Source organism: Mycobacterium lehmannii (assembly GCF_001499925.1).
Lineage (GTDB): Bacteria > Actinomycetota > Actinomycetes > Mycobacteriales > Mycobacteriaceae > Mycobacterium > Mycobacterium lehmannii.
In genome coordinates this window covers 224,078-237,671 of sequence record NZ_LQIR01000067.1, presented here as the reverse complement: position 1 = coordinate 237,671, position 13,594 = coordinate 224,078, and the positions used below count along the sequence as shown (strand labels likewise).

Here is a 13,594-nt window from a genome sequence, read left to right as displayed (position 1 = left end):
GAAGCCACGAATTCCTTTGCGTCACCGGGCTGCTCCTCGTGGAGGTCGTCGTGGTGGTGGTGGTTGTGGTGGTGGGTGACGTCGTGGTCGTCGTCGTCTCCGGGGGCGGGGGTGGCGGGACCACGCTGGTGGTCGGACGCCCATCCGTTCCCGTGACCGTAACCGTCTGTGGTGCAACCGAAGTCGTCGTCTCCGGCGACGGTCCCGACTCGAAGGTCGTCGCGGTCTCGGTGACGGGAGTGCTGTCACCTGTGGTGCTCGTCAGAGTGACGGCGAGACCACCGGCGGCCAGCAGTGCGGCCGCGGCCGCCGCGCCGAACAGCACCACCGGCCTGCGGTACCACGGCAGCGGTTCGGGTTCCGGTTCGTACTGCTCTTCCTCGTGGGCGAACTCCATCGCGGGCCGAGCGCCGGTTCCGCCCCCTTCAAACGTGTAATCCTCACCGGCATAAGGGACCGGCTCGTCGACAGGCGAGTCGTCCTGCGACCACGCCAAGGCGCGGAACGTCGCCGAGCCTGCGCCGTCGGAGGCCGACTCGGCAGCTGCGACGCCTGCGGCTCCTGCGGCCCACGCGGCGGCGGACATGCTCGTCGGCGCCATCCCGGTCGGGGCATCGGGGGCGACGGCGGCCATCCCGGTGGCAGCCTCGGCGGCGTCGGCGATCAGCGCGGCGCCCGCAGCGACGTTGAGTTGGGACTGCGGCGTGGTGATGACCGGCGCGCGCAGCCGGGTCGACAGCTGCTGGGTGATCAGCGGGATGTTCGCCCCGCCGCCGACGGTCGCGACGGCCGAGACATTTGCCGGCGGAATATCGTTGCGCTGCAATGCTTCCTGGACGGCATTGAGGACCCCGTCGAGCGGCTCGCTGATCAGCTGCTCCAGCTCGGTGCGGGTGACGCGCACGTCGGAGTTGAAGCCCGGCAGGTCGGCGTGCACGACCGCGGCCGTGTCGGCCGACAGTTGCTCTTTGGCCACACGGGCCTCGTTGCGCAGTCGCGCCAGAGAACTGACGGCGGCGGTGCCCGCCGGGTCGGCGTCGTTGGCGGCCGCGATGCCCGCTACGACGTGGTTGAGCAGAAACTGGTCGATCTGGTCGCCGGAGAAGTCCGCGTAGCGGACCGTCTCCCCGATCGGGGCGTAGCCGGCTGACGCGTCGGCCAGGCTGATGCTGGTTCCACTGCCGCCGAAATCGCATAGCACCACAACTCCGCTCGACGGCAGCCCCGGCGCGGCCTGCAGTGCGGCGAGCGCGGCCGCCGAATCGGGCACCAGCGCAGGCGGCACCCCGTTGGGGGCCAGGCCCGGCGCCGCCCGCAGGGCGCCTCGCAGCGCGCCCGTGGTCGCCGCCCCCCAGTGCGCGGGTACCGCGATCACGACAGGGGTCCCACCGCCGACCGTGCGCGCCATGGCGTCGAGCGCCTCGACCAGCACCCGTTCTCCGCGATGAGGTGAGCCATCGGCGGCGACCAACGGCACCGGGTCGCCGACGCGTTCGACGAAACCGCTCAGCACCATGCCGTGTTGGTTGAGGTTGGGGTTCTCGGCGGGTACGCCGACCTCCGGCGCGCGATCGTCGAATACGGTGAGTATCGATCGGCGCATGACCGGGGGGCGGCCGATTCGGGCCGCCACCAGATTGGTCGAACCGATCGACAACCCGAGTGAGTCGCTCATCTCCACCTCTACATTTGGCCGTTCATCACGATAGCGGCTCAACGTCTTCGGACACGGGAGCTGCCCCTACTGGGACGAAATCCCCTAACGCCGCACCCCCTAACGGCCGGGCCGAGCAGGTGGGTTTCGCACCGATCACCGCGGCGGTCGCCGTCGATAGCATCGTGGCAGGCCACTCGGCTAGGCCTTGTCTCTAGCCACCTATATCTGTTCGAGGGAGGGAGGGTGTTTCATGGCCAACGAGTTACTCGACTTCGTCATGTCGGTGGTGCGTGATCCCGACGCCGCCGCGCGTTTCGCCGCCGATCCGAATCAAGCCATTCTCGACGCCAATCTGACGAATGTGACCAGCGCCGATGTCCACGCCCTAATCCCGGTGGTGTCGGAGTCGATGTCGGCGCTTCCGACGACCGTTCCGACCGCGCTGGACGGCGGTATCGCCGAAGCGGCAGGCAACGTCTGGAGCAGCGGAGCGGCCACCGCCGCTTTCGACGCGTTCGGCGATCACGTGCCCGCCGATGTGGTGGACGACGTGTCCGCCGCGTTGATCTCCGATCCGGGGGTGCCTGAACTCGCCGAGCCGGATGTCCCGGGCGTCGCCGACGCCGACGACACCGCGTTGCAGTTGGACCAGCCGGTGATCGAGGACGTCGTCGACGATGTTGTAACCAGCGAGGCCTTCAGCGACGCGCTCGCCGATGTGCAGCAGCTCGACATCGACGCGGGCGGATTCGACATCTTCGACTGACAAACCTGAACCGACGGAGTGCGCGGCCCCTCAAGGGGCCGCGCATTTTGTCGTTTCGGCTCGAGAATGCGGACGCTTCGGCCGATCCCCGGACCATCCCCTAATCCCCTAACAGAACCCCTAGTCCGATCCCGGGACGGTGCTGTGCAGGGAGGGGCCGCGACCCCGTTTCAGGGGCGTCGCGACGGCCATAACGTGGTTCTCAGCTCGCCGGACAGCCCGGCGACCAGACCAAGACCGACATCTTTGAAAGGATCCGACATGAACCTCATCGACTGGTTTCTGAACCTGTTCCGTGACCCTGTCTCCGCCGCCGCGTTCGTGGCGGACCCCGACCGCGAACTGCACCAGGCCGGCTTCGGCAATGTCTCGGCCGCCCAGGTGCAGGCCGTGGCGGCCACCGTGGCGCCTGCGGCGGTGGTGCATGGGGGTGGTGATCCGGTGGTGGGGCTGCAGCAGGCGGTGGCCCAGACGCATGGGATCGCGTTCGCCCCGCAGCGCCAGACCGAGGTGTTGTCCAACAACGACACCCTCAGCCACAACGACACCCGGTTCTTGAGCCCGGAGACCAACACGGTCAACCACGCCGGTGAGGACCAGCAGCAGGGTATCGGCAACTTCGGGCTGGAGTTCGGTGACATCACCTTTGGTGACAAGACCACCAACACCGCCACCGACGGCGGGGTGGTCAACACCGGCACCGCAGGCGATATCGATGCCACCAACGTCGAGGGTGACGGCAATGTCGTCGGCGATGACAACGAGAACGTCAACACCGGTGACATCGAGGACTCCAACGTCAACATCGGCGAGGACAATGAGATCGACGACAGCGGTGATCAGACCGCCGGCGGCGACATCATCTCCGGCAACGAGGGCCCGGTGATCAACGATGTCGACATGAGCGGTGGCAGCGGCGGCAGCGCCTCGGGCGGTGACGGTGGCGGCGGCTTGATCGGGGTCGGCAACGACGGCGGCAACGCCACCGGCGGGGCCGGCGGCTCGGGTGGCGGGATCGTGATCAACGACAACGACACGACCACCACCAATGTCGATGGCAACCAGACCAATGTCGGCGATATCGACGGCAGCGTGACCGGCGGCATCTCGGGCGGGTCGAGCATCGAGGACAACTCGGTGGACAATTCGGTCGACAACTCGGTCGACAACTCCGGACAGGACAACTCGACGGACAACTCCGGTCAGGTCAACACCGACGTCGATGTGGACACCACCGTCGACACCGGCCTGTTCTGAGCCAACCGCACAACGCCACTGGCGGGGATCAATCCACGATCCCCGCCAGTCGGCACGTCTACCGTTGACTCACCGGCCCACCCGGACGCGAGGACTTCATGACGCAAGGCAACGACCCACAACCGGCCAAACAAACACGGGTCATCGTCGAGCTGATCGACCACACCAGCAGGATCGCCGACGCCAACGATCGCGCTGATCTGGTCGAGCGATTGGCCAAGGCCAAGGACCGCATCACCGACCCGCAGATCCGGGTGGTGATCGCCGGACAGCTCAAACAAGGCAAGAGCCAGCTGTTGAACTCGCTTCTGAACGTTCCTGTCTCGCGGGTCGGTGACGACGAGAGCACGGTGCTGCCGACCGTGGTGACCTACGGCGAGACCGCCGCCGCGAAGCTGATCGTGGCGCGCGGCGAGGGCGAGGAACCCGAGGCCGTCGAGATCTCGATGGCCGACATCAAAAACGATCTGCGCAGGGCGCCGCAAGCCCACGGGCGTGAGGTGATCCGGGTCGAGGTGACCGCGGCCAGCCCGCTGCTCAAGAACGGGCTCGCGTTCGTCGACACCCCAGGCGTCGGCGGGCACGGTCAACCACATTTGTCGGCGACGCTGGGCCTGCTGCCCGACGCCGATGCCTTGCTGATGTGCAGTGACACCAGCCAGGAGTTCACCGAACCTGAGATGACGTTCATGCGGCAGGCCTTCGAGATATGCCCTGTCGCAACGATAATCGCGACCAAGACCGATCTCTACCCGCACTGGCGCCAGATCGTCGAGGCCAACAAGGCCCACCTGCAACGCGCGGGTGTCACCGTCCCGATGATCCCGGCCTCCTCGCTGCTGCGCAGCCACGCGATCGCGCTCAACGACAAGGAACTCAACGAAGAGTCGAACTTCCCGGCCATCGTGAAGTTCCTGAGTGAGCAGGTGCTGGCGCTACAGAACGGGCGGATCCGCGACCATGTCGTCAACGAGATCTATTTGGCTGCTGAACATTTGACGCTCAAGGTCAAGGCCGAGCTGTCCGCACTCAACGACCCCGACACGCGGGATCGGCTCAAGGAGGACCTCGAACGGCGCAAGCAGGAGGCCCAGGATGCGTTGCAGCAGACAGCATTGTGGCAGCAGGTGCTCAACGACGGGATCGCCGATCTGACCGCCGATGTCGACCACGACCTGCGCGGGCGGTTCCGCATCATCGGCCAACACATCGAGAAGGTCATCGACACCTGCGACCCGACGCATCACTGGGCCGAAATCGGAGCCGAACTCGAGAACGCGGTCGCCACGGCCGTTGGCGACAACTTCGTCTGGGCGTACCAACGGGCCGAGGCGCTGGCCGCAGATGTCGCGCGCACGTTCGTCGAGGCGGGCCTCGACGCGGTCAGCATGCCCCAGCTCGACCCCAGCCGGATGGGCGCCAGCCTCGGGGAGATGAAGTCTGTGGGCAAGCTGGAGGCCAGGCCGGTCCGTGCGGGGCGCAAGCTGACCATGGGGATGCAGGGCTCGTACGGCGGCGTTTTGATGTTCGGCATGATGACGTCGTTCGCGGGTCTGGGCATGTTCAACCCGATCTCGCTGGGGGCGGGTCTGCTGATGGGGCGCACGGCGTACCGCGAGAACATGGAGAACCGGATGCTGCGGGTCCGCAACGAAGCCAAGACCAACACCCGCCGCTTCCTTGACGACACGCAGTTCGCGGTCGGCAAGGAATCGCGCGATCGGCTCAAGGCGATCCAGCGGCAGCTGCGCGACCACTACCGCGGCATCGCCAACCAGACCTCTCGATCACTCAACGAGTCGCTGCAGGCGACCATCGCCGCCGCGCAGGTGCAAGAGGCCGAACGCAGCGGCCGGATCAAGGAACTCGAGCGCCAGCTGAACATCCTCAATCAGGTCACCGATCACGCCACCAAACTGATGCCACCCGAATCCGCGCCTGAACCCGTCAAGACCACGTAGCCGCGGCGGTGCCTAAGCTGGACTCTTGGCCATCGCCGAACGCCGGAGAGCAGGCAGGAGCATTGGTGGGCAGCGCGAGATGAGCACGAGCGACCAGGTACGCGCGATCCTGGGTGGAACCATCCAGGCGTACCAGGCCGATCCTGCTTACGCTTATCGCCCCGATGTGCACAACGAGCTCGAGCGCATCGGCGGTCGGCTCAACCAGCCGATCCGGATCGCGCTGGCCGGCACGCTCAAGGCGGGCAAGTCCACGTTGGTGAATGCGCTTGTGGGCGAGGACATTGCGCCGACCGACGCCACCGAGGCCACCCGCATTGTGACGTGGTTCCGGCACGGTCCCACTCCGAAGGTGACCGCGAATCATCGCGGCGGCAGGCGATCCAACGTGCCGATCGGGCGCGATCCCAACGAGGGCGGGCTGACGTTCGACTTCGCCACGCTCGACCCCGAGGACATCGTCGACCTCGATGTGGAGTGGCCGGCCGCCGAGCTGATCGACACCACGATCATCGACACTCCGGGTACGTCGTCGCTGTCCCGCGACGTCTCGGAGCGCACCCTGCGCCTGCTCGTACCCGCGGACGGGGTGCCAAGGGTCGATGCGGTGGTCTTTCTGTTGCGGACGCTGAACGCCGCCGATATCGCGCTGCTCAAGCAGATCGGCGAGCTGGTCGGCGGTTCCGCGGGCGCGTTGGGCGTGATCGGCGTGGCCTCTCGCGCCGACGAGATCGGGGCAGGGCGCATCGATGCGATGCTGTCGGCCAAGGACGTCGCGACGCGGTTCACCGCCGAGATGGAGCGGACCGGGACGTGTCAGGCAGTGGTTCCGGTGTCCGGCCTGCTGGCGTTGACGGCACGGACGCTGCGGCAGAGCGAGTTCGTCGCGCTGGAGAAGTTGGCGGCGGTGGACGCCGCCGAGCTGACCAAGGCGATGCTGTCGGTGGACCGCTTCGTCCGCGACGACAGCCAGTTGCCGGTGGATGCGGCGACGCGGGCCGCACTGCTGGACCGGTTCGGCATGTTCGGGATCCGCATTTCGATCGCGGTGCTGCGCGCCGGTGTCAGCGATTCGGTGGCGCTGGCCGACGAATTGTTGGAGCGCAGCGGACTGGTGGCGTTGCGGGAGGTCATCGATCAGCAGTTCGGGCAGCGGTCGGATCTGCTCAAGGCGCACACCGTGTTGCTGTCGCTACGGCAGTTCGTCCAGGCCAACCCGATCTATGCGACGCCCTACATACTGGCCGACATCGACCCGCTGCTCGCGGACACGCACGCATTCGAAGAGCTCCGGTTACTGAGCCAGTTACGTTCGCGGCCAACGACGTTGAACGACGACGAGATGGCCTCGCTGCGACGGATCATCGGCGGTTCGGGTACCGACGCGGCGAGCAGGCTCGGCCTGCAGCCGGACAACCCCTACGACGGGCCGCGCGCGGCGTTCGCGGCCGCACAGCGCTGGCGCAGGCGTGCAGAGCATCCGTTGAACGACCCGTTCACCACCAGGGCGTGCCGGGCGGCGGTCCGCAGCGCAGAGGCGTTGGTGGCCGGTTACGCCGCCCAGCACCGGGCCTAGGGGCTCGGCGTCGCCGTCACCGTCTCGGTCACCGTTTCGGTGCTGGTTTCGGTGGTGATGATCGTCGTCGTCGGCGGCGGAGTGGTCGTCGTCGTGGTCGTCGTGGTGGTCGGCTCCGTGGTGGTGGGCGCCACCGGTGGCGCGGTGATGGTCTCGGTCACGGTCTGGGGAGACACCGTCGTCGTGGCGGGTGCGGTGGTCCGCGCCGTCGTCGTCAGCGGCGTCAGCGACGTGGGTTCGGTAGTGGAGTCATTACCGCTGATCAGACTGGCCAGCCCCCACACGATCAGGGCGACGAGCAGGGCGCCGATCGCGCCGAACGCGACCAGCGCAGCGGGCTTGCGGTACCAGGGCACCGGCTCCTCGGGCGGCGCGCCGGGGCCGCCGTCGCCGTAATTGATGTACGCCGTCGGTTCGTTGTCCGGATGGTTCGGGTCGGGAGGTCCGTATCGCGCCACGGCCACCGATAGTAGGCGCTCAGGGGTTCGGATAGAGCGTGCGCGTCACATTCGTCCGGGGTCGGCGCGTCGTACGGGTCGTGGTCTCCGCGTCGTCCTCGTCAGCCTCGCTGGTGGGCGGCCGCTCGCTGCTTGTAGTCGTCTCACTGCTCGAGGTCGTCTCGCTGCCGGAAGTCGTCGTTTCCGAGGGCGGCGGGTCGTTGATCTCCGTCGTCTCGGGAGGGTTGGTGCTGGTGACTGTTCCGGTGGTCGCGGTGGTGGCCGTCGGGGTCTCGGTCGGGGTGAACGTCGGCTCCACGTAGTTCAGCGGGGCCTGCGGCGGCGCGCTGGACCGGCCGGCAACGAAGGAGACCGCCAACACGAGGAGCCCGATCGCGACCAGGCCGAGCAGGCTAGCGCCGACGACTTCCGGCGTGCGGTTGTACCAGGGCTGCTGCGGCGGGTCTTCACCGCGGCCGTGGTCGTTGCTGTTGCCGCCGGGCACGGCCACTGATCGTAGGGCCGCGGGCCCGCGTGCGCCCGCTCAGCGAAACTGCGGAAGCACCTCGCGGGCGACAAACTCCAGGTGGGCGAGGTCTGACATATCGAGAACCTGCAGGTATACCCGTTGTACGCCGGCCTGGAGGAAAGGTCCCAGCTTGTCGGCGATCTCGGTTGCCGTGCCGACCGTCGGGGAGTTGCTCCGCAATTCGTCGACCTCGCGGCCGATCCCGGCCGCCCTGCGGGCGATCTCGCCGTCGTCGCGGCCGGCGCACAGCACGAACGCCGCGGAGTACGTCATCGAATCGGCGGAACGCCTGGCATCGGAAACGGCCGCAGCGACGCGCTCGAACTGGGTCTTGACCGTGTCCAGTCCTACGAACGGGACGTTGAATTCGGTGGCGTATTTCGCCGCGAGCGCTGGCGTCCGCTTGGCGCCCTGGCCGCCGATGATCACCGGCGGGTGCGGTGACTGCGCGGGTTTGGGCAGGCCGGGAGAGTCGACGACGGTGTAGTGCCGGCCGGAGTAGTCGAACGTCTCACCCTGGGGCGTCGTCCACAGACCGGTGATGATCTCGAGCTGTTCGGTGAGCCGGTCGAATCGTTCGCCAAGCGACGGGAACGGGATCGCGTACGCCTGGTGTTCGGCCTCGAACCAGCCCGCGCCGAGGCCGAATTCCACTCGGCCCCCGCTCATCTCGTCGACCTGGGCGACCGATATCGCCAGTGGGCCCGGATATCGGAAGGTCGCGGAGGTCACCATCGTTCCCAGGCGGATCTTGGAGGTCTCGCGCGCGATACCCGCCAGCGTGACCCAGGAGTCGGTCGGGCCCGGCAGGCCGTCACCGCTCATCGCCAGGTAGTGATCGGATCGGAAGAACGCGGAGAAGCCCAGATCTTCGGCGGCTCGCGCGACGGCGAGCTGGTCGGCGTACGACCCGCCCTGCTGCGGTTCGACGAAAACCCGGAAATCCACCGATGCGCTCACGGACGCCAGCTTAGATACGACCGACGGATCACAGGCCGCGACGGTTTCCGCGCACCGCCTCGACGGTCGCCGGGTCGCCGTCGAAGTCCAAACGCACTTCGTCGCGACCGGAGATGAACAGCAGCAGTTCCTGCGCTTCGCCGACGATGGTCAGTGGTTGACCCTTTCCGACCGTGGCCAGCACCTTGCCCTGCGGTGTCTTCAGCGTCATCCGCGCGGGCGCCTTTGCCAGCGTCATCTTCGCCATCAGCGGCAGCGAACGCGTCAGGGCGTTGACCGTGCTGTCGTCCAGAGGTCTTGGCTCCCAACCGGATTGCGCGCGCCGGACGTCTTCGTGATGGATGTACATCTCGCCCATGTTGGCCACCGGGTCGAGCAGTTTGAACGGCGAGTACAGCGGCGGGCCGGAGGCGACCTTGTCGAGCAGTTCCTCCCAGTCGGTCTGCGCGGTCCGCCGTTGCACTTTGTCGGTGTATCCGGCCAGTGCCGGGAGCATGATCCCCGGGGTGGCGTCGAGCCTGCGCTCGCGTACCACCAGATGCGCGGCGAGATCCCGGGTGGTCCAGTCCCCACACAGGGTGGGGGCGTCCGGTCCGACCTCGCGCATGGTCTCGACGAGGGCGGCGCGTTCCCGTTGTGCGGCGGTCATTCCTCCACCTTAGGGACGGGCGACCTCACACGCCCCACTTGACCATCTCCCGGCCGGGATGGGCCTCGTGCCACGCCACGATCGCGGCGTCCCAGTCGTCGCCGTCCAATTCGGTGATCGACGCCGGGAAGATCCCGTCCTCTTCCTTGCGGGTGTGCTCCCAGAGGTCCTCGACGGCGTCGCGGATGGCCTGCTGATCGGCCTCGCGAGCCAGGTCCACGGAGGCCAGGAGGTCGGCGAGTTCACGGTGCTCGCGAACGAGGGGCTCGATGTGCTCGGCGAACAACTCCTCGCGCATGAGGGCCTTGAACAGGCCGTTCTCCTCGCCGCGCCAGTGGCTGCTCAACTCCTCGGCCATCTGCGCCAGAAGCTGTCGCGCTGTGTCGAGGTCGCCGCGGTCGATCGCGCGCACCGCGTCGCCGCCCAGGTTGAGGACGTGGGCGTGCTCGGCGATGTAGTCCCGGATCAAGGGCATGTCGCGGCATCCGCAGTACTGACACATCCCTCGCGACGCTACCCGTGCAGCGGGCGATGTCGCTCCTGGAACAGGTATCGGAAACGTGGCATGAGCGTGGCCTCGTTGATGTGCGCAGTTCCCGGAGCGAGACTTCACCCGAAGCCCGCAGGGTTCTGCTGGCCAAGGCGGTAGGTGAGGCCGATCCCTACCGAAGCTGGGTGCGCCGATACCGCTCATCAGCTGAGCGGGCGGGGTTCAGCGGCCACATCGCCGCAGCCGAGTCCATGGGGGCAGGTGATAGCTGACCTGCGGTACACAGACCGCCGTGCGACCGATCCGTCGAATCTCAGGTGTAGACGACATGGACGCGGTCGATACGCCCCTCGAACGGGAACGGGGCGCGTTCGCGGTAGTCCGGCGAAACCGGTGAACCGAGGCAGGTGCCGATGTCGAGGCAGTCGTTGGCGGTGAACAACAGTGGAGCGCTCACTGGAACCTGTCCTGTCGCAACGGTTTCCCCACCGACGACCAGAGTGATGTCCAGTGGTCCGGCGGGTCGCTGTTCGGCGTAGCGGGTTTGAACCGAGATGGTGGTGCGCCCCGGCGGGATTCTCGCACCGGACCGGATCTTGGTGCGCTGCAGGATGAACAGGTTGTACTCGTAGCACAAGTACCCGTCCTCGAGATAGCAGGTCAGCCCTCCGGCGGCGGCTCCGAGCGCGTACAGCACGCCGTTTGCGTCGGCGGGAACTTCGGCATCGATGGTTACGACGTTGTCCTTATTGCCCAGCGCCGGCGCACAGAACTCCGGCATGCGCACCATGTCTCCGGAGAACTCCCACTCCCGGTACGGCGGAGCGATCCGCAACTCGGGGTGATAGACGGGCACCCACAATCCGCCGCCGATCGGGAGCACCGAATTGCGCGCAGCCTCGATGGCAAACATCTCGCGCATCTGGGTCAGCTTCTCGGGCTGTTGTTGCGCCAGATCTTCGGCCTGCGACCAGTCCTCGTCGAGGTGATAGAGCTCCCAGGCGTCAGCATCGGGTGTCCAGGTGGCAATGCCCTCGGGCTGTCCTGGCACCCACGGGAGCCGCGGCCCGCGGGTACACGCCAGCCACCCGTCGTGATAAATGGCGCGGCTGCCCATGATCTCGAAGTACTGGGTCTTCTTGCCGCCAGCGGCGTCACGATCGGTCAGGGTGGCGGCGAAACTGGCACCGGCCAGCGGGATCTGAGGTTCACCGTTGACCACTCGCGGCGCAGTGATGCCGACGATGTCGTAGATGGTGGGAACGATGTCGTTGCAGTGCAGGAACACATCACGTGGTGTGGAATCCGCGGCGATCTTGGCGGGCCACTTGACCGCCATCGGGTTGCGGGTTCCACCGAGATGAGAGGCCAGCAGTTTCATCCCCTTGTACGGCGTGCTGCCTGCCCACGCCCACGCGGCGTGGTACTGGTTGTCGACCAGAGGCGAGCCGAGCATGTCGAGACCGCCGAGCTCGTCGAGCGCGTCGATGTGCTGGCGGACTGTTGTCGGAATCCCGTTCTGCGCCAACAGTTCGGCGATCGTTCCGTTCTGCCCTTCACCCGACGAACCGTTGTCGCCCCAGATGTAGAGGAACAGCGTGTTGTCGCCGTACCCCAGCGCGTCCAGTTCGTCGGCGATACGGCCGACCTGGACGTCGACGTGCTCGGCGTAACCGGCCGCGACCTCCATGAGGCGGCGCTGGAACGGCTTCTCGTCCTCGGGGATGCTGTCCCAGGAGGCCAGCGAGTCGTCGCGCTCGGTGAGCTTGCAGTCAGGAGGAAGCCAGCCCTTCTCCTTGGCCCGGTCGAACACCCGCTGCCGGTAGGAATCCCAACCGTCGTCGAACCGACCCGCGTACTTGTCGGCCCACTCCTTCATGATGTGGTGCGGGCCGTGCAGGCAGCCGCTGGCCCAGTACATGAAGAAGGGTCTTTCAGCCCTGAACGCCTTGTGCCGACGCAACCACGAGATCGCGTCGTCGGCCAGGTCCTCCGACAGGTGATACCCCTCTTCAGGGGTCCGCGGTGGGGCGACGACGGTGGTATTGCGGACCAGATGCGGCTCGTACTGCGAGGCCTCTCCCGCGAGGAACCCGTAGAAGTACTCGAAACCCAGACCCGTCGGCCAGTTCTCGAACGGCCCGGCGGCAGTGGTCTCCTCGGCGGGGGTGTTGTGCCATTTGCCAAACGCGGCTGTGGCATAACCATACTGCTTGAGCACCTCAGCCACCGTCGCGCTGGAGCGCGGGATCTTGCCGGCGTAACCGTCCCAGTCGTTGGCCAGTTCGGCGATCTGGCCGTTGCCGATCTCATGGTGGTTGCGTCCGGTCAGTAGCGACGCGCGGGTCGGTGAGCACATCGCAGTGGTATGGAACCTGTTGTAGGACACACCTTCCGAACAGACCCGATCCATGGTGCCGGTGCGCACTTCGCCGCCGAAGGTGCTCGGCAGGCCGGGGCCGGCGTCGTCGATGAGCACGATCACGATGTTGGGTGCGTCGTCGTGCAGCCGCCACGGGACCACTCGCTGGGCGTACGTCGACTCCTTCAGCGTGCGCCCGGCGACGCTCGCCGACCGGGTGGGAGGAAACGGTAGTGTCTCACCCCACGGCAGCTTCGGAGCGACCATCTCGGTGGCAGCGCGTTCGGGCATCGTTGTCCTTCCCTGGTTCCAGCTCATCACCCTAGACACTGGGGGCCGTGGTCACCGCAGGAACGGATTGTGTTCCGGCAGCGGCTTGATCAACGGATCGAGTAGCGCAGCGGATTGATCGATGGTGAGCACGTCGGCCGGGTCGAGCACGATGAACTCGCGTGCGGTCTCGTCGTACTCCCACACGTCCTCACCGACGAGTAGTCCGTCGGCGTAGGGCCAGATCATGTGCTCGGCGGTCTTGACCAAGTAAGTGGCCTCAGGATCGGCGGGCACCCCCTCGGCCGCCAAGATGGCACCGGGGGTCTGTTGATAGATGAACGACGTCGACACGATCATGTCGTCGCTGATCGCCAGCTTCTCGTCGTCGGCATAGAAAACGCACTGCGCCGTATCTCGCCATTGCCGGTAGAGCGTCTTGACGGCATCCGTGCCCTCGACGGTCACACTCTTGCCGAGCATACTGAAGTGGTACACGGGTTTCTCGACCGTCATGTCCGGGGCGAAGATCTCCTCGTACCGGCCGGCCATCTCCAGGTAGCGGTGCCGGTTGTAGGCGTGCAGCAGGTAGAGATGACGGGGGTTGTCCGTGGTCTCGATCAAGCGTTCCACGGCCCGGTTGGTCTGGGTGATGTCGAATCTGCTCATGCTGGGTCCTT

At 66.7% G+C, this 13,594-nt stretch carries 12 protein-coding genes; 4 read left to right on the top strand and 8 right to left on the bottom strand.

Translation table 11 applies throughout. The annotated features are described in order from the left end of the window. A partial coding sequence (locus tag AU192_RS23160; protein WP_064399883.1) for an Hsp70 family protein occupies positions 1-1,675 on the bottom strand: 1,675 nt, incomplete at its 3' end. Between the two features lie 232 nt (positions 1,676-1,907). On the opposite strand from AU192_RS23160, the gene AU192_RS23155 reads away from it, so the two are divergent. From AU192_RS23155 to AU192_RS23140, 4 genes are all read left to right on the top strand, one after another. Continuing rightward, positions 1,908-2,423, top strand: a complete 516-nt coding sequence (locus AU192_RS23155; RefSeq protein ID WP_064399846.1) for an Rv0340 family IniB-related protein — start codon at positions 1,908-1,910, stop codon at positions 2,421-2,423. 261 nt (positions 2,424-2,684) lie between these two features. Further along, positions 2,685-3,680 carry an IniB N-terminal domain-containing protein gene (locus tag AU192_RS23150; protein WP_064399845.1) on the top strand — a complete coding sequence of 332 codons (996 nt, stop codon included), beginning with the start codon at positions 2,685-2,687 and terminating at the stop codon, positions 3,678-3,680. 98 nt (positions 3,681-3,778) lie between these two features. Next, positions 3,779-5,641: a dynamin family protein gene (locus AU192_RS23145; protein WP_064399844.1), complete on the top strand. Its 1,863-nt coding sequence runs from the start codon at positions 3,779-3,781 to the stop codon at positions 5,639-5,641. A 79-nt stretch (positions 5,642-5,720) separates the two neighbouring features. Further along, entirely contained in the window at positions 5,721-7,217 is a 1,497-nt protein-coding gene (locus AU192_RS23140; RefSeq protein ID WP_064399843.1) for a dynamin-like GTPase family protein, read from the top strand. Here the strand turns inward: AU192_RS23140 and AU192_RS23135 are convergent. The 7 genes from AU192_RS23135 to AU192_RS23105 all read right to left on the bottom strand — a co-directional run bounded on the left by AU192_RS23135 (position 7,214) and on the right by AU192_RS23105 (position 13,583). After that, complete coding sequence (locus tag AU192_RS23135; protein ID WP_064399882.1) at positions 7,214-7,675, bottom strand: hypothetical protein; 462 nt, start codon at positions 7,673-7,675, stop codon at positions 7,214-7,216. The genes AU192_RS23140 and AU192_RS23135 overlap by 4 nt on opposite strands. Before the next feature lie 19 nt (positions 7,676-7,694). Beyond that, a complete protein-coding gene (locus AU192_RS23130) occupies positions 7,695-8,159 on the bottom strand; it encodes a hypothetical protein (RefSeq protein WP_064399881.1) in 465 nt (154 codons plus the stop codon). A 39-nt stretch (positions 8,160-8,198) separates the two neighbouring features. Further along, positions 8,199-9,131: an LLM class F420-dependent oxidoreductase gene (locus AU192_RS23125; protein ID WP_064399842.1), complete on the bottom strand. Its 933-nt coding sequence runs from the start codon at positions 9,129-9,131 to the stop codon at positions 8,199-8,201. A gap of 40 nt (positions 9,132-9,171) precedes the next feature. Then, a complete protein-coding gene (locus AU192_RS23120) occupies positions 9,172-9,792 on the bottom strand; it encodes a TIGR03085 family metal-binding protein (RefSeq protein WP_064399841.1) in 621 nt (206 codons plus the stop codon). A 25-nt stretch (positions 9,793-9,817) separates the two neighbouring features. Further along, positions 9,818-10,267 carry a hemerythrin domain-containing protein gene (locus AU192_RS23115; RefSeq protein ID WP_242657004.1) on the bottom strand — a complete coding sequence of 150 codons (450 nt, stop codon included), beginning with the start codon at positions 10,265-10,267 and terminating at the stop codon, positions 9,818-9,820. 328 nt (positions 10,268-10,595) lie between these two features. After that, entirely contained in the window at positions 10,596-12,935 is a 2,340-nt protein-coding gene (locus tag AU192_RS23110; protein ID WP_064399839.1) for an arylsulfatase, read from the bottom strand. 51 nt (positions 12,936-12,986) lie between these two features. Next, the gene (locus tag AU192_RS23105) at positions 12,987-13,583 is read right to left on the bottom strand and encodes a hypothetical protein (RefSeq protein WP_064399838.1); all 597 of its coding nucleotides are present in this window, start codon (positions 13,581-13,583) and stop codon (positions 12,987-12,989) included. Positions 13,584-13,594: the final 11 nt, after the last annotated feature.